At 54.6% G+C, this 21,495-nt stretch carries 24 protein-coding genes; all 24 read right to left on the bottom strand.

All coding sequences use genetic code 11. From position 1 onward, the window contains the following. Window positions 1-22: 22 nt before the first annotated feature. The 24 genes from hisC to B9T62_RS20145 all read right to left on the bottom strand — a co-directional run bounded on the left by hisC (window position 23) and on the right by B9T62_RS20145 (window position 21,464). The gene (hisC, locus tag B9T62_RS20030) at window positions 23-1,120 is read right to left on the bottom strand and encodes a histidinol-phosphate transaminase (protein WP_087916911.1); all 1,098 of its coding nucleotides are present in this window, start codon (window positions 1,118-1,120) and stop codon (window positions 23-25) included. Window positions 1,121-1,143: 23 nt separating this feature from the next. Next, window positions 1,144-1,965, bottom strand: coding sequence for a tryptophan synthase subunit alpha (trpA, locus tag B9T62_RS20035; RefSeq protein ID WP_087916912.1), 822 nt, complete (start codon window positions 1,963-1,965; stop codon window positions 1,144-1,146). Continuing rightward, on the bottom strand, window positions 1,962-3,161 hold the full coding sequence (trpB, locus tag B9T62_RS20040) for a tryptophan synthase subunit beta (protein ID WP_087916913.1): 1,200 nt from the start codon (window positions 3,159-3,161) through the stop codon (window positions 1,962-1,964). The genes trpA and trpB overlap by 4 nt, the downstream gene beginning before the upstream one ends. Further along, window positions 3,158-3,838, bottom strand: a complete 681-nt coding sequence (locus B9T62_RS20045) for a phosphoribosylanthranilate isomerase (protein WP_087916914.1) — start codon at window positions 3,836-3,838, stop codon at window positions 3,158-3,160. Before B9T62_RS20045 ends, trpB begins: the two co-directional genes overlap by 4 nt. Further along, entirely contained in the window at window positions 3,831-4,661 is an 831-nt protein-coding gene (gene trpC / locus B9T62_RS20050) for an indole-3-glycerol phosphate synthase TrpC (protein WP_087916915.1), read from the bottom strand. Before trpC ends, B9T62_RS20045 begins: the two co-directional genes overlap by 8 nt. Continuing rightward, complete coding sequence (trpD, locus tag B9T62_RS20055; protein WP_087916916.1) at window positions 4,651-5,691, bottom strand: anthranilate phosphoribosyltransferase; 1,041 nt, start codon at window positions 5,689-5,691, stop codon at window positions 4,651-4,653. Before trpD ends, trpC begins: the two co-directional genes overlap by 11 nt. Window positions 5,692-5,708: 17 nt before the next feature. Next, on the bottom strand, window positions 5,709-7,262 hold the full coding sequence (gene trpE / locus B9T62_RS20060) for an anthranilate synthase component I (protein WP_087916917.1): 1,554 nt from the start codon (window positions 7,260-7,262) through the stop codon (window positions 5,709-5,711). Window positions 7,263-7,593: 331 nt separating this feature from the next. After that, a complete protein-coding gene (gene aroH / locus B9T62_RS20065; protein WP_087916918.1) occupies window positions 7,594-7,968 on the bottom strand; it encodes a chorismate mutase in 375 nt (124 codons plus the stop codon). Beyond that, window positions 7,962-9,065 carry a 3-dehydroquinate synthase gene (aroB, locus tag B9T62_RS20070; protein ID WP_087916919.1) on the bottom strand — a complete coding sequence of 368 codons (1,104 nt, stop codon included), beginning with the start codon at window positions 9,063-9,065 and terminating at the stop codon, window positions 7,962-7,964. The genes aroH and aroB overlap by 7 nt, the downstream gene beginning before the upstream one ends. 1 nt (window position 9,066) lies before the next feature. Further along, window positions 9,067-10,236 (bottom strand): chorismate synthase, encoded by a 1,170-nt coding sequence (gene aroC, locus B9T62_RS20075; protein ID WP_087916920.1) that lies wholly within the window; start codon window positions 10,234-10,236, stop codon window positions 9,067-9,069. A gap of 251 nt (window positions 10,237-10,487) precedes the next feature. Beyond that, entirely contained in the window at window positions 10,488-11,291 is an 804-nt protein-coding gene (locus tag B9T62_RS20080) for a CheR family methyltransferase (RefSeq protein WP_087916921.1), read from the bottom strand. Window positions 11,292-11,320: 29 nt separating this feature from the next. Continuing rightward, on the bottom strand, window positions 11,321-11,764 hold the full coding sequence (gene ndk, locus B9T62_RS20085; protein WP_087916922.1) for a nucleoside-diphosphate kinase: 444 nt from the start codon (window positions 11,762-11,764) through the stop codon (window positions 11,321-11,323). 105 nt (window positions 11,765-11,869) lie between these two features. Then, entirely contained in the window at window positions 11,870-12,838 is a 969-nt protein-coding gene (locus B9T62_RS20090) for a polyprenyl synthetase family protein (RefSeq protein WP_087916923.1), read from the bottom strand. Beyond that, on the bottom strand, window positions 12,835-13,695 hold the full coding sequence (locus B9T62_RS20095) for a menaquinone biosynthetic enzyme MqnA/MqnD family protein (RefSeq protein WP_087916924.1): 861 nt from the start codon (window positions 13,693-13,695) through the stop codon (window positions 12,835-12,837). Before B9T62_RS20095 ends, B9T62_RS20090 begins: the two co-directional genes overlap by 4 nt. A gap of 3 nt (window positions 13,696-13,698) precedes the next feature. Further along, window positions 13,699-14,298: a UbiX family flavin prenyltransferase gene (locus tag B9T62_RS20100; protein ID WP_087916925.1), complete on the bottom strand. Its 600-nt coding sequence runs from the start codon at window positions 14,296-14,298 to the stop codon at window positions 13,699-13,701. Continuing rightward, entirely contained in the window at window positions 14,295-15,170 is an 876-nt protein-coding gene (locus tag B9T62_RS20105) for a UbiA-like polyprenyltransferase (RefSeq protein WP_087916926.1), read from the bottom strand. The genes B9T62_RS20100 and B9T62_RS20105 overlap by 4 nt, the downstream gene beginning before the upstream one ends. Beyond that, a complete protein-coding gene (locus tag B9T62_RS20110; RefSeq protein ID WP_281257638.1) occupies window positions 15,163-15,918 on the bottom strand; it encodes a demethylmenaquinone methyltransferase in 756 nt (251 codons plus the stop codon). Before B9T62_RS20110 ends, B9T62_RS20105 begins: the two co-directional genes overlap by 8 nt. Before the next feature lie 3 nt (window positions 15,919-15,921). After that, window positions 15,922-16,788: a heptaprenyl diphosphate synthase component 1 gene (locus B9T62_RS20115; RefSeq protein WP_087916927.1), complete on the bottom strand. Its 867-nt coding sequence runs from the start codon at window positions 16,786-16,788 to the stop codon at window positions 15,922-15,924. 146 nt (window positions 16,789-16,934) lie between these two features. Next, entirely contained in the window at window positions 16,935-17,183 is a 249-nt protein-coding gene (gene mtrB / locus B9T62_RS20120; protein WP_087916928.1) for a trp RNA-binding attenuation protein MtrB, read from the bottom strand. A gap of 119 nt (window positions 17,184-17,302) precedes the next feature. After that, window positions 17,303-17,575, bottom strand: a complete 273-nt coding sequence (locus tag B9T62_RS20125) for an HU family DNA-binding protein (RefSeq protein ID WP_087916929.1) — start codon at window positions 17,573-17,575, stop codon at window positions 17,303-17,305. A 254-nt stretch (window positions 17,576-17,829) separates the two neighbouring features. Then, window positions 17,830-19,308 carry a stage IV sporulation protein A gene (spoIVA, locus tag B9T62_RS20130; RefSeq protein WP_087916930.1) on the bottom strand — a complete coding sequence of 493 codons (1,479 nt, stop codon included), beginning with the start codon at window positions 19,306-19,308 and terminating at the stop codon, window positions 17,830-17,832. Window positions 19,309-19,684: 376 nt separating this feature from the next. Next, complete coding sequence (locus B9T62_RS20135) at window positions 19,685-20,425, bottom strand: DUF3939 domain-containing protein (protein ID WP_087916931.1); 741 nt, start codon at window positions 20,423-20,425, stop codon at window positions 19,685-19,687. Between the two features lie 30 nt (window positions 20,426-20,455). Next, window positions 20,456-20,824, bottom strand: a complete 369-nt coding sequence (locus B9T62_RS20140) for a 2Fe-2S iron-sulfur cluster-binding protein (RefSeq protein WP_087916932.1) — start codon at window positions 20,822-20,824, stop codon at window positions 20,456-20,458. 16 nt (window positions 20,825-20,840) lie between these two features. After that, window positions 20,841-21,464, bottom strand: coding sequence for a nucleotidyltransferase family protein (locus tag B9T62_RS20145; RefSeq protein WP_087916933.1), 624 nt, complete (start codon window positions 21,462-21,464; stop codon window positions 20,841-20,843). Window positions 21,465-21,495 lie beyond the last annotated feature (31 nt).

Consider the following 21,495-nt stretch of genomic DNA (forward strand, 5'->3'; position numbering starts at 1 on the left):
AGTTTGTCTGATCTGCTGCAGGCTATGCCTGAACGCCTTGACCCGCCAGGGCCAGCTCCAGGGCAGCGACAAAAGCCTTATTCTGCTCAGTAGAGCCTACAGTAACACGAATATATGTAGGGTACAGGCGGTGCCCGGCGCGTACTATAATACCTTGCTTCAGCAGAGAATCGAACACCTCAAACGCGGATTTGCGCACATCAACCATAATGAAATTCCCGTGTGCCGGGAAAGCTTCCAGACCCAGACGCTTGAATTCCGCCTGCAGCTGGACAATACCCGCGCTGTTCAGACGGCGGCATTCCTGCACATACTCCTGATCCTGGAGTGCAGCCAGTGCGGCCGCCTGTGAGATCCGGGTTGTGTTAAAAGGCTCTCTAACCTGATTAATCAGGGTAATGATCTGCGGACTGGCTACACCATAACCAATGCGCAGGGCGGCGAGACCGTAGATTTTGGAGAACGTGCGCAGAATGACCAGATTCGGATAACGCTCCAGCAGCTTAACGCCGTCGGAGTAGGACAGATCAGTTACATATTCGCAATAGGCCTCATCCAGCACGACCATCACCTGCGAAGGCACGGAATCCAGGAAGGTGACCAGCGCATCTTCAGGGACAATCGTTCCGGTAGGATTATTGGGATTGCAGATCCAGATTATCTTGGTACGATCCGTTACACGGGCCAGCATCGCCTTCAGATCATGGGTGCCCTCGGCAAGCGGGACTTCAATCGTAACCGCGCCTTCGATATCGGCATTGCTTTTGTATACGGAGAAGGTCTGGTCAGCCATAATCGTCTCATCACCCGGCAGGAAAAAAGCACGCGCGATCAGCGCAATGATCTCATCCGATCCGCAGCCGAAGATGATCTGATCCGGCTTCACGTTCAAGTGAGCGGCAAGTGCGGCTGTCAGTTCTGCGGCAGAGCCGTCAGGATACAGGAATAGGTTGTCAAGCTCGGCCAGGATAGCCGCTTTGGCGCTGGGGGAGGACCCGTATGGATTCTCGTTGGAGGCAAGCTTGATCACCTCGCTCAGTCCCAGCTCTTTCTTCACTTCTTCAATCGGCTTGCCCGGCTTGTAGACAGGCAAATCCACTATATTAGGTTTGGGATTCATGGATGATCCTCACTTTCCATTGATTATGGTCTTAATTGTGCCACAAATTCGCGGATTTGCAACAGTCCCTCATTCCGGGTCGCCGAGTTCTCCAGCAGTGGGATCACCTCTTCAATCGTGCGGACAATCGCGCTGCCCACGACTACACCGTCACAGACCTGGGAGAATCGCTGCACTTGCTCAGCAGTCGAAATCCCGAAGCCGACCGCAATCGGCAAATCGGTGGCACGGCGTACGGAAGCAATAAATTCGTCAATTCCGGCATGAAAAGAGGCTCTTTCTCCAGTAACGCCCAAAGAAGATACACAGTAGACGAAGCCGCTGGCACCCGACACAATGCGGGCAATCCGCTCACTGGAGGTAGGGGCTACCAGCGGGATGAAGTTCACTCCGGCTTCCTTGCTGCGGCGGCGCATCTCCTCCGATTCCTCGACCGGAAGGTCGGGAATAATCAATCCGCTGATCTCATGGGCCAGCAGCTCCGAGAAAAACTTATCTAGTCCCAGCTGCAGCACCGGGTTGTAATAAGTGAACAGGATAAACGGCATGTTGCTGCCGGCTTCGCGCGCCTTCAGCGCTGTCTCCATACAGGTACGGAGATGCACCTTGCCGCGCAGCGCCCGCGAGGACGCCCGCTGAATCACGGGACCGTCAGCCAGCGGGTCCGAGTAGGGAACGCCTAGCTCCAGCATATCGGCTCCTGCGGCTTCAATCTCCTTGATAATATCCAGCGTTGTCTCCAGATCGGGATCACCTACAGTCAGAAAAGGAATCAATGCCGCCTTGCCCTCCGACTTCAGCTTGCGGAACACCAGATCCATGCGGTTGGTGGTTTCGGTTGTCATTGTTTACCCTCTCCTTGCTTGTAAGCCATAATGGACTCCACGTCTTTGTCTCCGCGGCCGGACAGGCAGATGACCACAATATCGTCTTCGCTGAGCGATGCGCCAATCTTGGCGACATGGGCAATCGCATGCGCTGATTCCAGCGCCGGAATAATCCCCTCAGTCACGCACAATAGCTCCAGTGCTTCCAGCGCCTCGGCATCCGTCACCGGCACATACTGTGCCCGCTCGATATCCTTCAGATAGGAATGCTCAGGGCCAACTCCCGGATAATCCAGTCCAGCGGAGATGGAATGGGCCTCAATTACCTGGCCATGCTCATCCTGCAGCAGATAGCTCATCGAGCCCTGGAATACCCCGTGGGTGCCCTTGCTCATCGTAGCCGCATGAAACGGAGTGTCCGTTCCTTTGCCGGCTGCTTCTACCCCAATCATAGCCACATCCTTATCCTCAACGAAGGGATAGAACATCCCGATCGCATTGCTGCCGCCACCGACAGCCGCCACCAGCATATCCGGAAGTCTGCCTTCAGCCTCCAGAATCTGGCGGCGGGTCTCATCGCCAATGATTCGCTGGAAATTGCGGACCATCATCGGATAAGGATGCGGGCCTACAGCAGAACCCAGCACATAGAACGTATCGTCCACATGGCTGACCCAGTAGCGCAAGGCCTCATTGCCGGCATCCTTCAAGGTACGTGAACCTGAGGTCACCGGAATGACCTCGGCTCCGAGCAGCTTCATGCGGAAGACGTTAAGCGCCTGGCGGCGCGTGTCCTCTTCGCCCATAAACACCTTGCACTCCATGCCCAGCAGGGCCGCCACTGTCGCTGTAGCCACACCATGCTGACCGGCTCCCGTTTCGGCGATCACTTTCTTTTTGCCCATGGCTTTCGCCAATATTCCCTGTCCGATCGCATTGTTGATCTTGTGCGCACCCGTGTGGTTCAAGTCCTCGCGCTTCAGATAAATCTTCGCCTTGCCCAGATGCTTGCTCAGCCGCTCCGCATAATACAGCGGGGTTTCGCGTCCAGAATATTGCTTCAGTAGATAATCGATTTCCGCCTGGAAAGCAGGGTCGGCCGAATGCTTGCGGTACGCCTCCTCCAGCTCAATCAACGCGTTCATTAAAGTCTCAGGCACGAAGCGTCCTCCGAAAGCTCCGAAACGTCCATGCTGGTCCGGTACCTGTATCATGATTGCTTCACCCTTTCCACAAAAGCTGTCATTTTGAGCAAATCTTTAACGCCGTCACTTTCTACTCCGCTGGATACATCCACACCATAGGGAGCATAATGGTCCAGCAGCTGTCCGATATTGATAGGATTCAGTCCTCCGGCTATAAATAAAGGCAGCCCATAGCTTGCTGCCGTCTCCTGCAAATACGGGATCTTGTCCCAGGCAAAAGCTCTTCCCGAGCCGCCGCTCTGCTGCGCATCGTAGGTATCCAGCAGCACCGCGTCGACAGTGCCGGCATACCTCGCCAGCTGGCGGCTGCCTTCAGCGGGATCATCCCCGCTGCCTTCTGTCACGCTCAGCGCTTTCCAGACCTCAGCCTGCGGGAAGGCCTGCTTGATCTCCCGGCAGAAGTCCGGGCTCTCTGCCCCGTGCAGCTGAATAACGTCAAGCGGAACAACGGCAAGCAGCTCCTTCAGCCATGGCAGCTGCGGGTTGACGAACACACCGGCAGCCTGCGGCGGTCTGCCCGCCTGCCAGCCGGGCAGCTGTGCTACCAGCTCGGCTGCCCGCTCTGCGGTCACTTGGCGGCGGCTCTTGGCGAACACGAGTCCGATATAATCCAGCGGTAAGTGTATCATAGATTTTAGCACTTCAACGTCCTGAAGTCCACAGATTTTTAGCTTCACCTCAGACATCAGAAGCACTTCTCCCATTTGCAGGAAGTGGGCCAAGCAGTTCATGAACCGCCTGCTCCACATCGGCCTTCCGCATCAGATACTCGCCCACCAGCACGGCTGCAGCGCCGGTTGTTCGCAGATAATCGATATCTGTTGGTCCTGTAATTCCGCTCTCGCTGACCACAGGAACTGCAGTTGGGATCAGTGCTGCCAGCTCTGCCGTTGTCGTAAGGCGTGTCTCGAACGTGCGCAAGTTGCGGTTGTTAATCCCCAGCAGCACTCCCGGATGGGCAGCAAGCCCGGCATCCAGCACGGTTGTCAGCTCACTGATGTCATGAACCTCCACCAGAATATCCAGACCCAGACTGGCCGCAGTATACGCAAAGGATACCAACTCCTCCGGGGTGAGAATCGCCGCGATCAGCAGCACCGCATCGGCACCAAGCAGCCGAGCTTCATAAATCTGTCTTTCGTCGATGATGAAATCCTTGCGCAGCAGCGGAAGCTCCACGGCTGCTCTTACCTGCTGCAGATAGGACCCGCTGCCTTGGAAATAATCTTTGTCCGTTAGCACGGACAGACAGTCAGCCCCGCCCCGCTCGTAAGCTTGAGCTATGGAGACCGGGTCGAAATCGGCTCGGATCAGCCCCTTGGAGGGAGAAGCCTTCTTCACCTCGGCAATCAGACCCATGGAGCGGTTGCGCCCCTTGACCAGCGCATTACGGAAATCACGGGTGACCGGCAGACTTGCAATTTCACGCTCTGCCTGTGTCAATGAGAAGGTCTGGCTCAGCGCCTCGACCTCTTTATGTTTGGTGGCTACAATCTGATCAAGATACATAATTAAGCTCCTCCGTTACGGCTTTTAGCTGCTTCAATTTGTCCAGCGCCTGGCCGGAATCAACTGTAGTGCGGGCCAATTCTACTCCTGCACCCAGTGTTTCCGCCAGCCCGGCAACATAAATGCAGGCTCCGGCATTGGCCAGAACAATATCCCGGTAAGGGTTAATGGCGCCCTCCAGTACGGTAGTAATAATCGCTGCATTCTCTGCTGCGCCTCCGCCCATGACAGACGCCAGGGAATGCATGCTCAGTCCCAGATCGTAAGGATTGATCTCATAAGTCGTTACTTCTCCGTCTTTAAGCTCCGAAACCAGCGTTGGTGCGGAAATGCTGATCTCGTCCAGACCGTCGAAGCTGCTGACTACCATCGCCCGTTTGGAGCCAAGCTCCTTCAGGACCTTGGCGACAATTTCGGTTTTGCTGCGGTCATAGATCCCCAGCAGTTGCCGGTCTGCACCGGCCGGATTAGTCAGCGGCCCAAGCATATTGAACACGGTACGCACTCCAAGCTCCTTGCGGGGAGCTGCGGCATGCTTCATCGACGGATGATAGATCTGTGCGAACAGGAAGCAGATTCCGATGCTGTCCAGACATTTGCGTGCCTGCTCCGCATTCAGATGAATGTTGACTCCCAGTGCTTCCAGCACATCGGCACTTCCGGCGCGGCCGGAAGCCGAGCGGTTGCCGTGTTTGGCTACGCGTACGGATGCAGCCGAAGAAATAATAGCCGAAGCCGTCGAGATATTGAACTTATGAATGCCTGAGCCTCCTGTACCGCAGGTGTCCAGCAGACGTGCCGTTTCCGTCGTCACATGGGTGCCGAAACCCCGCATCGCCTCCGCGAAGCCGGTAATCTCATCCACCGTTTCTCCTTTGATCCGCAAGGCGGTCAACAGTGAACCGATTTGCGCCGGTGTAGCGGCCCCTTCCATAATTGTTCCCATAATCTCCCGCGCCTCGGAGCGTGTCAGATGATGGCCTTCGATCAGTCCAGATATGGCTGTCTGCATAATTGTTGTGGTCTCCATTATAGTCGTCCTCCTGCTCACGGGGTATATTCGAACATATAGTCCTGGTTGATTACCTGCGGTTCTTTCACCTGTGTTGGAAACATCGCTTCTGCCATCCGGATCGCCTTCAGCATCGCCTTAGCCTTATTAACCGTTTCTTCGTATTCCTTCTCAGGCACCGAGTCCCAGACAATCCCGGCACCCGCCTGCACATAAGCCCGGCCCTTGCGGAAAATAATCGTCCGGATCGTGATGCAGGAGTCCATATTGCCGGAGAAGCCCAAATAACCGATCGCTCCGGCGTAAGCGCCCCTTGCTTCGTGCTCCAGCTCGGCGATAATCTCCATCGCCCGCAGCTTCGGTGCTCCCGACACGGTTCCGGCAGGCATGCAGGAGAGAAAAGCATCGAAGAAATCCTTATTCTCATCCAGCTCCCCAGAAACATTCGAGACCATGTGCATGACATGTGAATATTTCTCAATCTCCATGAAGGAGTCGCAGGTAACGGTTCCGAATTTCGATACCCGGCCCAGATCGTTGCGGCCCAGATCGACCAGCATCAGATGCTCTGCCCGCTCCTTCTCATCCTCCAGCAGCTCGGCAGCGAGCGCACGGTCCATCGCTTCGTTATCGCCTCTTGGACGTGTTCCGGCGATAGGACGGGTCTCCACCCGGCTGCCGTCAACCTTCACCAGCGCCTCCGGCGAGGTGCCGACGATGATCTCCTCATCCATTTTTAGATAATACATATATGGGGAAGGGTTTATGGTACGCAGCATCCGGTAGACATGCAGTGGAGATACCTCCGTATCAATATGCAGCCGCTGGGACAGCACCACTTGAAAAATATCGCCGGCACGGATATATTCCTTCGCCTGCTCCACATTGCGGATATACTGCTCCTTCGTCAGATTGGAGTGGATCTCGCCAAGCTCCACATCCTGCGGAATGCTCCGCCGGTTGACATTCTCCTTCGGCCCTTCCTTCTGCAGCTCTTCAGCCATAACCTCAAGCCTCGCGCTCAGCTCCTCATAGCTCAACCGGATCTCTTCATCCGTAGCCCCGGCCTGCACATGAAGGTTGCCGATCAGCAGGATCTGCTGCTTCACATGATCAAACACAATGATGCGGTCGCAGAACATGAAGCGGATATCATCCATCAACAGATCATCATGGGCATGAGCTGACAGCTTCTCGTAATACTGCAGCAGGTCATAACCGAAGAATCCAATCGCACCGCCCGTAAACGGCGGCATATCCGCGAGCTTTGGGCTGCGGTAGGAGCGCAGCAATGCTTTCAGCTCCTCAATAGGCTTGCCGCTCAACTGTTTGACCTCACCGCCGATTTCGACGTTGATATTCCCCTGCTTGCCGGAGATCATCAGGAAAGGATCACAGCCAATGAACGAATACCGGGCCCACTGGATGCCTCCCTCTACACTTTCTAGCAGAAAAGCGCGGTCGCGCTCTGCAAAACGCTGGAAGATACGGATCGGCGTCTCCATATCGGCAAGCAGCGTCTTTACTACAGGAATCAGGTTGTACTCTCCTGACAGCTTCACCACTTCATCAACATTCGGTTTCGTCATATAAGTTGCCTCCTTGACTGAATTTGAAATACAGAAAAAACCCCCACCGAAGTAGAGGTTTATGTAAGTAAGTATATGAAATGAGCAAAGATCCGGCTGATACAAGGCTGTGTTGGCAGACTAACCCCTTCATCGGCATTGCACGGGTTCAATAAATAAACCTGCGACAGCCTCTTGCAAAGTCTCCGCTATTAACATCCCTGGCTGAATCTGATCAATCTCTTGCACTCTGCTCAACTATACTCATCTCGGCTAAACTAAACTCTTCTTCTCTCGGCTAAATACCACTATACATGATGACAAGGGTCATTGACAACCCCGCTGCCTAATTTCAAGATTTGTCCTGGGATAAATCGGGACGCAGCTTCTGGGCTTCGTTTAGATACACATGGCGGATTTCGCGCTGTGTTTTGATCGTATTGACCTGTACCATCAGGCGGATGCACTGCGGCAGGCTGCCCTTGACGGGGATCTCCACTGAACACATCAATGGCACCATTTCCCAGCCTTCAATCTCACGGATCGCCCGCGCCGGGAAGGTCGCGTCCAGATCCTCCGTCATCGTAATCCACACGCTGCAGATATCCTCGGCGATCACGTGATTGCGCTCCACAATCTCACGCAGCAGCACAACCGTCTCACGCAGGATTTCAGCTTCGTCATTTCGGGTAACGGTTGTTGCTCCGCGAATGCCACGGTTTACCACGGGTTGTCCTCCTTCTTGAGCTGGGCCAGCACCTCTCGCACCAGCTGCTCGTCGATATCATTAACTATGCTTACGGAGCCAATAGCCTCCGGAATAATGAAGGTCATCTTGCCTTCTTTGAATTTCTTATCATGCTTCATCGCTTCCATCAGGTCATCTTCGCTATATTGCTCCGGCAATCTTATCGGCAATGACAGCGCAGTAAGCATGGAGACCGTCTCTTCATAGATGGCGCGGTCCCGCCCCAGCTTCGCAGCCAGAAGAGCTGAGCCGGCCATGCCGATCGCAATGGCTTCACCGTGCAGAAACACGCCGTAACCGCCGACAGCCTCAATCGCGTGACCGATGGTATGGCCGAGATTCAGCACGGCGCGGAGGCCATTCTCGCGTTCATCGTTGCCCACGACCTTGGCCTTGATGGAGCAGCCAAGCTCCAGCGCATACCCAAGCGCCTCCAGATCCAGAGCCAGCAGCTCCTCTGCATGCTCACGGCACCAGTAGGCGAAGACCTCATCCGTAATCAAGCCATGCTTGATGGCTTCTGCCAGACCTGAGGATACCTGGCGGGGCGGCAGGGTCAGCAGCGTATCCAGATCATAGACGACCATAGCCGGCTGGTAGAACGCGCCGATCATATTCTTGGCCAGCGGATGATTGACCGCCACCTTGCCGCCTACACTGCTGTCATGCGCCAGAATGGTCGTGGGAATCTGCATGAAGCCGATTCCCCGCATATAGGTTGCCGCGACATAACCGGCCAGATCGCCCACGACTCCGCCGCCCAGCGCCAGTATGGCAGAATGGCGGTCAAGGCCGCCCTGGATGGCTGTTGTCATGACATCCTCGTAAACGGCAAGGGATTTGGAGGCTTCTCCTGCCGGGAAGATGTGGGTGACCACCTGGTACCCTTGCGAGCGCAGCGCTTCTTCAACCTGCGGCAGATACAGCGGGGCTACCGTGCTGTCGCTGACCACCAGCAGCGGACTCCGCAGCGCAAACCCCGCTTCCTGGCAGTAGGCTCCGATATTCTTCAGTAGTCCACTGCCGATATGAATAGGATAGGAGCGCTCGCCCAGTTCAACCCTGATGGTGCGCATCCTAGTAGCTCTCCAGCTGTGCCAGATAATTGTTGTAATTGGCCCGGATTTCCTCCAGCGAATCGCCGCCGAATTTGTCCAGGAACGCCTTGGCCAGTTCCCAGGCCACAACACTCTCCAGCACTACACAAGCTGCAGGGACTGCACAGGCATCCGAACGCTCCACCTGGGCAGTGAACGGCTCCTTCGTGTCAATATCCACACTCTGCAGCGGCTTGTACAAGGTCGGAATCGGCTTCATGACCGCACGCACCACCACCGGCATTCCGTTGGTCATCCCACCCTCGAAGCCGCCCAGCCGGTTGCTAGACCGGTAGTAGCCCTTGGCCGCATCGTACATGATCTCATCATGCACCTGCGAGCCGCGCAGCTTGCCGGCTTCGAACCCGATGCCGATTTCCACACCCTTGAAGGCATTGATCGACACTACGGCACCTGCGATTGCTGCGTCCAGCTTGCGGTCAGCCTGCACATGGCTGCCGAGGCCAATCGGCAGGCCTTCCACGATACATTCCACGATACCGCCGATGGAGTCGCCCTCTTCCTTGATCTTGTCAATGTAGGCTTCCATTCTAAGCTCGGTCTCTTTATCTACCACCCGGACAGAGGACTGCTCGGTCTGTTCAATCAATTCATCTATCGGCAGGTTGTTGGCCGGAGCCTCAACTTCACCGATGCGGATCACCTGACCGGCTACCTTGACGCCAAATGCGGCCAGCAGCTGTCTCGCTACGGCTCCGCAGGCGACTCGGGCTGCCGTCTCCCGCGCACTTGAGCGTTCCAGCACATTGCGCAGATCCGTATGGTTGTATTTCAATCCACCGTTCAGATCGGCATGGCCCGGACGTGGGCGGTTGACACGGCGCTTCTCTTCATCACTGCCCGGTACCGGTTCAACATTCATAATGTTCTTCCAGTGGGTCCAGTCCTTGTTCTCCACAATCAGCGCCACCGGGGCACCTGTGGTATAGCCATGGCGTACCCCCCCGACGATTTGTGCGGTATCCTTCTCGATCTGCATTCGGCGTCCGCGGCCGTAGCCCTTCTGGCGACGGTGCAGCTGGAAATTAAGTTCCTCGAAATCCAAGGTCAGATTGCTGGGCAATCCCTCAATAATGGCTGTAAGCTGGGGCCCGTGCGTTTCCCCCGCTGTTAAATAGCGTAAACTCATGCTGCGTTCCCCCTTCACACTTTTAAACTGTAAACCGCTAAAATCCTAATGATCTTTGCTCATTATAGTATAGGCCATCCGCTTTGACAAGAAACGACTGCTTCAGAGATGTGATGTAATCCCGCCTAAGGAAACAGCGCCGCCGTTACTCCATAGAGCATCGGCGGCGCTGTTGAATGAAACCTATAAGACCAAGACCAATCCTAAACAGGCTGATGTATTTCCACAGGTTACCACACGCAAAACTCCGGTTACTTCTTGCGGTAGAAGAAGGTTTCCGTCGATTCCAGCCCGTATTGGGCCGGTGTGAAGATCTGCTCCGTGCTGCCCACGAACAGATATCCCCCCGGCCGCAGACTGGCAGAGAACTTGTGGTAGAGCAGATTCTTGGCCTCTTCCGTGAAATAGATCATCACATTGCGGCAGATAATGAGATCGAAGCCCGTATCGAATTTATCGAGCAGCAGGTTCTGCTTACGGAAATCGATATTTTTCTTAAGTGTATCGCTGACCTTGAATACAGGTCCTTCCGGCTTGAAATACCGAGCCGCTACATCTTTCGGCACATCCTTAAGGGAACGCTCCAGATATAGGGCTTGCTTAGCCTTGGACAACGCTCCGTCATCGATATCTGTAGCCAGGATTCCGGTCTGGGCCAAAGAATCCTTGTCTGCCATGATCATTGCCAGTGTATAAGGCTCCTCACCGGTGGAGCAAGCGGCGCTCCACAACTTCAATCTGCGGTTGCCGTGCTGCAGCTCAGGCAGAATCACATCGCGCAGCACCTCCCAGCGGTTCGGATTCCGCCAGAACTCCGACACATTAATCGTCATCCGGTCCAGAAATTCATAGAACAGCGCCTTGTCCTTCATCATGGCCGCAAAAAACTCACGAAAGGTCTGATAGCCGTTCTTCATTCTCAAGGTAGTCAGGCGACGCTTCATCTGCGCTTCCTTATACTGGGCCAGATCAATTCCTGTGCTTTGCTTGACATTCTGAATAAAACCGATGTAATCCGGGTCAGCAACCCCTATTGCTTCTTCACGTTCAGACATTGTTTGCCCCCTGCCTCCCGCCCGGCTCTTTATGTCCAGGCTGCGATGTCTTTGTTATATACAGCCAGTTCATCCGGCGCAAAGAAATTGGCGATTTCTCTTTCCGCACTTTGCGGAGAGTCTGAACCGTGGATCAGATTAAGCGGCGTATGACTGGCGAAATCGCCGCGGATGGTACCCGGCAGAGCTTCACTTACTTGGGTCTTGCCGATCGCCATGCGGGATAAGGCTACCACATTGTCGCCTTCCCATACCATCGCAAACACCGGTCCTGAGGTAATGAAGGCTACCAGCTCCGGGAAGAAATCCTTGCCTTCATGCTCGGCATAATGCCGCTTGGCCTGCTCCTGCGTCACGGTGATCAGCTTGCCGGCAACCAGCTTGAAGCCCTTCTCCTCGAAACGGGTGATAATCCGCCCGATTAATCCGCGCTGCACTCCGTCCGGTTTGACCATCAGATAAGTCTGTTCCATAGAACCACTCTCCATTTTCTCTTAAGAATGATAGTTTTTGTAGGTATCTTAACAGAAACATCGCCATCTGTGAATTTTAATATTGCGGGTCTGCCGGGAGAAATCTTAATAAGCCCGTCCTGTTACGAAAAAAGCGATATCGCGCAGGCTGCGTTTCGTCTTGTTGCTTGGCAACTGGTCGAGAGAAGCAAGGGCTTTGGCGATATAGCGCGCAGCCAGCTCCTCGGAACGCCGGATGCCGTCTCCGCTGAGAATCAAGTCAATAGCTCTTCCTACGCCGAGACGCTCCTCGCGGATGCCCTCAATCTCCTCCAGCAGCGGTGCGCGGAGTCTTGCGTCCTGCAGGCTGTAGATCACGGGCAACGTGATGTTGCCCTGACGCATATCGCTGCCCGGCGGCTTGCCGATCTGCTTCTCCGTTCCGGACAGATCCAGCAGATCGTCGCGGATCTGAAAAGCCATGCCCACGTTATAGCCATAGTTATAGAGCAGCCTTGCCGACTCAGCGTCCGCATCGGCGGCGAGCGCGCCCAGCTGGCAGCTGACGGCAATCAGCAGCGCCGTCTTGCGGCGAATCCGCCGCAGATAATGGCGCACACTCTGCTCGCTGTTGAAGAAATCACGAATCTGCTCCATTTCGCCGATGGACATCTCCACCATCGCCTTGGACAGAATCTGGTGAATGCGCGGATTCTTCAACTCTGTAGTCATCACCAGCGCTTTGGCATAGATGTAGTCCCCGGTATACATCGCAATTCTGTTGCCCCATTTGGCCTTGACAGTCAGTTCACCGCGCCGCAGCTCAGCATCGTCGATCACATCGTCATGGACCAGGGAAGCGCTGTGAATCAGCTCCAGCGGCACGGCTACCCGCTTCAACTTCTCCAGATCGTAGTGGCCGAACTTGCCGCCCATCAGCACAAATACCGGACGCAGGCGTTTGCCCCCGGCCTTCAGCAGATGCATGGAGGTTTCGGTCAGCAGTTCGTCGTCGCCCTGTACGCTTCGGTACAGCTCCTTCTCAATCTGATCCATATCTTTATTCAGCAATCCGAATAGTTGCAGTCGTTTCATTCCTTCACCCGTGTCAGCAGGCTGTCGCTCCAAAGCTCCATCTTCACTTCCTGCTGCAGCAGGCCCATCTCATAAGCATGGCGGAAATAGAGGTTCAGACCTTCCTGCTGCCTTTCTCCAAAATCATAACATAAATTATGAAAATACCCGTCCCAGTAAGCCGCGGTTCCACCAATTTCGCTGCAGGCTTCACGGACAATAGGCTGCAGATGGTTAAGCCCGCTCCGCTTGCTCTTAAGAAAAGCTCCGGCAATTTCGGCAATCGCCTCAGGCTTCTCCCTGGCCGCATCCCGGTTCACCGCCCAGACTGCGAAGGTCATCGAAAGACCTGTCCATGATTTCCATAATGCTCCCAGATCCGTGACAATATACCCCTGAGGGTCCCAGGAAGCCCGGATCGCCTGGTCCCCAATCAGCAGGCAGGCATCGCTGCCGCTCATCATCTGTTCCAGATCAGGCGCGGCCACCTGATACTCAGGCATTACGCCCAAAGCCCTCTCCATAAGTATCTTCAACAGGTTCACTGAGGTAGCAGATGTATTAGTAACGGCAATCTCAGCCTGGTTCAGTTGCTCCGCAGGTACACGCGAGAACAGTAGAATCGATCCGACCGGACCGTCCGCACTGACCGACAGATCGGGCAGCAGCAGCAAGCGGTCACTGGCTTCGGCATAAGCAAAGGAGGACAATGCGCCCACATGGATCGTCCCCTCGCTCATCCCCCGATTAAGAATGGCAGGCACTTCACTCACCATTTCCGCCGGAGAGCCTAAGGCAGAAGGATGAAAATTGTGAAATACCGGCCATGAATTGGTGTAGCTGATCTTGCCGATGATGGTATGGTCACTTACGCCCATTCCTTATTCCCCCCATCTGCGAAATAAAGTATGTTCGATATTGAAGCTGTCCAGCACCTTGCCCACCATGAAATCGATCAGATCCTCCATGCTCTGCGGGCCGAAATAAAAGGCTGGCATGGCCGGAATCATCCTTACGCCAAGGCGGGACAGCTTCAGCATATTCTCCAGGTGGATCGCATGCAGCGGAGTCTCACGGGGAACCAGCACCAGCGGGCGGCCTTCCTTCAGCATCACATCCGCCGCCCGGGTCATCAGGTTGTCCGAGCTGCCGCTGGCGATAGCTGACAAGGTTCCCATTGAACAAGGCATGATGATCATACCCTCCACCCGGAAAGATCCGCTGGCGATCGAAGCGCCTATATCGGCTACAGGGTGATAGAGCAGCTTGCCGGGGTAACCGCCAAAACGCTCCTGCAGAAACTCTTCCCTGGATGTCACATTCAGGCCCATTTCTTCCTTGCAGACACGCCAGCCTGCGTTGCTGACCACCAGATGAACGGTGTATCCCAGTGAGAGCAGACTTTCTATCAGGCGGAAGCCATAGACTGCTCCGCTCGCCCCAGTGATTCCCACCACATAGCTTTTTGGATTAGGAGTCATTTATAGAACTGCACCACCAGATCAAGCAGAGTAAATGAGAAGACCACAATGCTGAGTACACCGTTCATGGTGAAGAAGGCAGTCTGCAGGCGACTCAAATCATTGGGTGATACAATATGGTGCTCATAGAACAGTATAATGTAAGCAATTACCATTCCGATCACATAAAGCCAGCTTAAATCTGTAATAAAGAGCAGGGATATGAAACCAATCCCCGTCAACACATGACATACACGGGCAATTCCCAGTGCGCGAGCCACACCGAAACGTACCGGGATAGAATGCAGTCTTTCCCTCTTGTCGAACTCAACATCCTGGCAGGAATAAATAATATCGAAGCCGGCGGTCCAGAACACAATGGTGAAATAGAAGATCATCGCCGTCCAGTCAATCGTTCCGGTTACCGCGACCCAGCCGCCCAGCGGGGCGAGCGCAATCGTCAGCCCGAGAATAATATGACAGGCCCAGGTGAAGCGTTTGGTGAAGGAATAGAAGACCAGCAGGAATACCGCTATAGGCAGCAGCTTAGCCGATAAGGGGTTCAGCTTGAACGCGGCCCAGAACAGCAGGAAGAAGGATATGCCGATAAAAATAACTACCTCTCCGACCTTCAGCAGCCCGGCGGGAATCGCTCTTCCCGAGGTGCGCGGGTTCTTGGCGTCGCTGATCCGGTCAATCAGCCGGTTCAAGCCCATCGCTGCGCTTCTTGCGCCAAACATGGCGATGACGATCCAGCCGATCTTGCCCCAGGAGGGCAGGGAGCCGAACATGACCACCGAACCCAGCAGGGCGCCCATGAACGCGAACGGTAAAGCAAATACGGTATGCTCAAACTTGATCATTTGCAAAAAAATGCCGATTTTCTTAAACATCAGAGTTCTCCTTGAGCCCAATATGTAATGCCGCGATGCCTCCGGTCAAGGGATAGGACTCCACGCTCTTTAGTCCGGTTTCACGGAATATAGCAGCGAGCTGCTCGCGGTCGGGAAATACCGCCAGCGATTCCGGCAGCCATTTGTACTGCTCGTAACGCTTCGCGAACAATTTGCCCATTAGCGGCAGCACCCGCTGGAAATAGAAATAATAGATCCCCTTGAAGGGTTGTTTCATGGGTTTAGACAGCTCCAGGCAAACCACCATTCCACCCGGCTTAACCACCCGTTTCATTTCGCGGAGCACCTGCTCCAGGTCAGGCACATTGCGCAGACCGAATCCGATCGTGGCATAGTCGAAGGAGTGATCTCCGAACGGCAGCGCCATCGCGTTGCCCTGCACCAGCGAAATCCGGTCCTGCAGCTGGCGCTCCTCCACTTTGCGGCGGCCTACCTCCAGCATCCCTGCGCTGAAATCAATCCCCATTACTTCGCCAGACTTGCTGGCTTCTGCAAGGGCAATGCTCCAATCGCAGGTGCCACAGCATAAATCAACAGCGGAATCGCCTTGTTTTATGGCCATTTTGCGCATAGCGAACTTGCGCCAGGACTTATGTCGGCGGAAGCTCAGAATATCATTCATCAGATCATATTTGCCGGCAATGCTCTCGAACACTGAATGCACAAACTGTTCTTTGGGCTTGCCGGAATGTTCAGGGACAGGTCTGCTGCCTTGGTCCATAGTCATTAATTACCCCTCCAGTGCTGCGTTTGCGGATCTATTCTGCAGGAGGAAGCGGTCAAGCAAAACGCTAAGCTCACTGGCCAGATTCTCGTCGTTCATTCCCTGCAGCAGTCCCTGTATGGACTGGACGGAGCGGTGAAGCTTGTCTTTCAGCAGGGAGTCACATTTATATTTCAGCTTCAGCTTGTTCCATTCCTTCAGATCAAAGCTCCGGCTGCGCAATAGCTCCCGCTCCTCCGGTGCTGCTGTCTCCAGCAGCCACAGGTAGATGAAGCCGTCTACCGCATCCGGCAGGCCGCAGCTGCGCCGCTGTTCCAGCAGCAGGGTCTCATACTGGCTGACCTCAGCCAGCAGCCGCTCCCACTGCTCCAGCAGCCGAGCTTCAATCAGCGGAGTAAAAGAAAGGAACAGCTTCATATTGAGCTGTACCATATGCCGCAAATATTGATCCGCCGAGAGCAGCATGTCCTTCAGCTTGACATACAGATTGGCCTTCAGCACGTTGAAATCAGCAATGGCTGTGCTGAGAATGCCTACCATCTCGATCTGGCCGCTCTTCGCCAGCAGATGGTAGAACCAGCTGCTGAAATAGTCGCCGGCTAGCACCTTCAGCTGGCGCGAGCGCATCGGGTCCTTGCCCGGCTCATGGTCCGGACGGTCAATCACCTCGTGCGTGTCCAGCCCCAGCTGCACAAGTGAGGTGACAAGGGTGAACAGTTCTCCGCTCTGGAGGCCGGCAGCTGATCCGCCGGCAAGGAAAATATATAACAAATGACCGCGACCATCTGAAATCGGCGGCAATTCCGTATGCCGCTGAATCATGTCGTAGTCGGTATAAGGTTTAGCGAGTTGCGGTATGCGGTACGGTTTCATTTCAGCCTCCGAAGCCATTGACATTGAGAAAAATCACTTTGTTCACAATCTTGTCTATTATATCACATGTTTTTTGGTCACGCACGAACGGCCAGTGCGATGTTCAAGCCTCATTTATTTTGAAAAAAGCAGGCTCAGCCTGCTTTTCAGCTTTCACTTTCCAGTTGTCCGTGCTTGCTCCATATTTCGGCCTTGCCGCGGATTTTCATGGCTGAGGTATGATCGGTAAACTGGGCAATCAGCACCTCGCCCTTATCCAGCTTCTCGGTATGATGAAACCGTGTATCCAGGCCTCTGGTCAGGCCAATAACCTGCACGCCGTTCTCCTTGGCCTTAACTACAATATAATCACTGCCTGTAGGCAATGGGTTGCCGCCGTTATTGTTCTCCGTCATCTCAGGAACCTCCTCTGGAATCTGTTTGGGACTGTCCACCATCCTGCAAAAACAAATGCCGCCTGGGAGGGCGGCATTTGTGGTTTACTAAAGACTATGGGATAGATATGTAGAAATCTTTATTTGATTCCGTCTTTAAGCGCTTTGCCGGGTTTGAATGCCGGTACCTTGCTCGAAGGAATTTCGATTTCTTCACCAGTCTGCGGGTTGCGGCCTTTGCGTGCGGAACGTTCGCGCACTTCAAAGTTTCCGAATCCAACCAGCTGAACCTTGTCTCCGCCTTGCAGAGCTTCTGCGATCGCTTCAAAAACTGCATCTACAGCTTTAGTTGCATCTTTCTTGGGAAGTTCAGTAGCCTCTGTAACTACGTTGATCAAATCTGATTTATTCATGTCTTCTCACCTCCCTGGGCAAATTTCCGGTATCATACACTGTTTCCGTTTCAACGTAAAATATACGTGATAATCCCGTTTATTACTGCACACTAGCGCCCATAGACCTTAAAGCGCAACAAACTTATAGTAATACAGCCCACTCATAATTTCAAGCGTTACTCCAAAATGGCGCTCAAACAAACCAAAAAACTGCCCCGGGCCATTGTAATGGCAAGTGGGGCAGCCTTCCTTCTTAGCTGGATTTATCCAATTTAGAGAATAATCGCAATCAGTCCGCCGGACCCTTCATTGATGATCCGCCCCAGTGTTTCCTGAAGTTTGTAGCGGGCATTGTCAGGCATCATGGCAACTTTACCCTGGATACCCTCTCTCACTATGGAGTGCAGGGAACGTCCGAAGATATCCGACTCCCAGATCTTGATCGGGTCCTTCTCGAAGTCCTGCATCAGGTAGCGCATCAGTTCTTCGCTCTGCTTCTCCGTGCCGATAATCGGCGAGAATTCGGACTCCACATCTACGCGGATCATATGGATCGAAGGCGCGGTGGCTTTGAGGCGGACCCCGAAACGGGAGCCCTGGCGGATCAGCTCCGGCTCATCCAGCGCCATTTCGGCCAGCGAAGGCGCCGCGATGCCATACCCTGTGGTTTTGACCATTTCAAGCGCTTCCGAGAAGCGGTCATATTCCCGTTTGGCATGGGAGAACTCCTGCATCAGCTGCAGCAGATGGTCCTTGCCGCGAATTTCAACACCTACCACTTCCATCAGCACCTGATCGTACAGCTCTTCAGGGGCATACAGGTCAATCTCGGCGACGCCTTGCCCCATGTTCATACCGCTGAGACCGGCTCTGTCGATGAAGTCATATTCCGTGAACTGGGCCACCAGACGGTCGACATCCCGCAGACGACGGATATCCTTAACCGTGTCGCGCACCGAGTTCTCGTAGCTGCTGCGCAGCCAGTGGTTCTCTCCAAGCACCATGACCCAGCTGGGCAGATTGACATTTACTTCGTGTACCGGGAATTCATATAACACTTCGCGCAGGACGCCCGTCACATCTTCCTCTGTCATGTTGGCTGCGCTTAGTGTCATTACCGGAATATCGTATTTGAGCGCAAGCTCGCCCCGCAGTTGCTGGGCTTCTTCGCCGCGCGGCCGTGTGGAATTGATGACCAGCACAAACGGCTTGCCAACCTCCTTCAGCTCGGCAATAACCCGTTCTTCGGAATCTACATAGGAGCTGCGCGGAATCTCCGCAATCGTCCCGTCTGTAGTGACAACCACGCCCAGCGTGGAATGCTCCTGAATAACCTTGCGCGTGCCGATCTCGGCCGCTTCCTGGAACGGGATCGGGTCTTCGAACCATGGCGTGGAAATCATGCGCGGACCATTCTCATCCTCATAGCCCTTGGCGCCTTCAACGGCATAACCGACACAATCCACCAGTCTTACGTTGACCTCCAGCCCTTCAGCCACCTTGATCTGAACCGCATTGTTGGGCACAAATTTCGGTTCGGTTGTCATAATCGTCTTGCCTGCGGCACTTTGCGGAAGCTCATCCACTGCCCTTACACGGTCTGACTCATTCGTGATGTTCGGCAGCACAATTGTTTCCATGAAGCGTTTGATAAATGTCGATTTTCCCGTGCGAACCGCGCCGACGACGCCAAGATAAATGTCTCCGCCGGTACGCTCGGCAATGTCCTTGAAAATATCCACTTTTTCCAAAAGAGATCCCCTCCTCATATTACTCCGAAGAAAAAATGCCTGAAGAGCATCGACTTCGCGTTCCGCCGGCAACTGACCCTTGCAGGACATCCACCGGACTTATCGTATGTCCGCCATTACTGAGTCTAGACACGCTTAGAGAAGTGCTTGCCCCGCGCTAAACTCCGAATGCTCGGACATGCATTTGGACTAGTATCATCATATGTATCCGGGATGAATTTATGACCTGTTTTCGCGCGAAACTGATTTGTAATTTCTAATCGGCGGGCTCGTAGGCAGCGAAGCGGGTCAAAAGGCCCGGAAGCTTTCTCATCAAGCATATGAAGCGGGGATCGGGAGTAGAACAACCATTTGGTGAAGATTGGTGAAGAAAAATTCAGGGCTGGGGAACCGGCTGACCATCCATCCAGAGATACGGCAGTGATTTGACAGGCACGAAATAAGAGGCCTGCTCCAGCAGGGGCCGCAGGTCCTGGTCTGCAGAAGCAGCAGGCTCCTGCTGTTCGAGCAGTTGCATAAGGTCCGGCGCGTAGTCGGCGAACACCTTGCCCTCGCTGTCCATCATCAGCTCCAAGGGCTCGCCGGAGTATACGCTGATGAGCTTCACACTGCCGCCGGATAGCTTGGCTGTGTCAATGCTGAACAGCCCGGGATACAGCGGTTCTGCAGTTGGAGGCGTTCCTCCATGGGCATTCGTGTACCGGTCGACCTGCCGCTGGACATCATTGACGGTCTGCACGGTGACCAGATCCATAAGCTTCACCACAGGCGAGGTTTCTTCATCGAGCAACAGAAAATAGGCACTGCCTCCCTGCTCAAAGGCCACTGCCGGAATGCTCTCCAGATAACCCTGCTGCTGAAGCTTCACTACATCAACAAGGAACTTCTCGTATCTAGGCGTATCCTGGCTGGCATTAAGAATCGGCAGCACGCCCTCCTCCTCCTGATAGGCCTCCACTGCGGCCTGTACACGGTTTATGCTCTCTCGGTAAGCCTTTCCCGGTGTCTTCCGGCTCTCCGGTCCTGGATACATGCAACCGGAAAGCATAGCGGCCAGAAACAACACCAGCAGCACTCTACTGCCGGGAAACGTGCGTAGACTCACGGGTGTCTTCATTCTGTCAGGCCTCCTTACAGCATCGATGGCTTACCACAGCTCATCTTCTTCTCCACGGCGTGCTGCTTCCAGCTTACGGCGCACAGCCGCCTTCAAAGGGTCTTCGGGAACCTGGACAGTCACATCGCTCCAGACGGCAGCCTGGCAGGCTAGGCGAATGCCTGTGTTCAGTGTGCTTCCCAGCTTGCGGCGCTCCACATCGCCTGGAGGCTGTACGGCAGAAGCCTCGCCGGCTTCAACCGTTACCTTGCACATCAGGCAGCCGGCTTTGCCGCCGCAGCGGGTCGCTATATTCACTCCGGCCTTGCGCGCAGCCTCCAGTACGGATACGCCCCGGGACACCGTTGCCTGACGGCCGGAGGGCTGGAAGATTACAGTACATCCTTTATGCGGTTTCATGGTGTTATTCCTCTCCTCAACCTGATTTGGCTTGCGACAAGGGAGCCTGCAGCCACTCATCCAGCTGCAGGGCAAAGGCCGCTTCCAGCCCATTGCGCTGCACTAGACTCTGCAGCAGCGGAAGATGCCGGCCTGCATCCTTGCGCATAACTGCGGCAATCCGCTCGTAGCGGTCTGCTCTGCCGCGGATGGCGTTGAATAGAAATTCGTGTGCCAACGGCATCAGGCGGACCTGGCCGCCTTCCGTGAGCTGCAGGAGCGGAGCATGCGGCAGCAGGCTGCCGGTATCCACAATGTATTGACTTCCGCCATAGTTCATGCGGAAGCCGCAGATTAGTTCGACGGCCGTTTCTTCTATCCGGTACCGGCTGATCAGCGAATAGCAGCCTCTGCTGAAGTCCTCCTCTGGCTCGCCCAAGGCGAAGTCGCTAAGCGCCTCATGAAGAGGTTTCGCAGCGGCAAGCTCTGCATACAGATCAACATCCCTAGGTGCTGCCTGCAGCGGTACCTGCTGCAGCGCCAGGCTGCAGCTGCCCCCAAGCAGCCATACCGGCCGCTCCTCCCGTCCGTTTAAGCTTAACAACTCTGTAACCCGGCCTAACGCTTTTCCCAGTTCACTTGATATCCCGGCTCTGGCCATTGGATCTGCGCCTCATTTCAGCAATTTGTAT

The organism is Paenibacillus donghaensis (genome assembly GCF_002192415.1).
In the GTDB taxonomy this organism is placed as follows: Bacteria; Bacillota; Bacilli; order Paenibacillales; family Paenibacillaceae; genus Paenibacillus_AQ; species Paenibacillus_AQ donghaensis.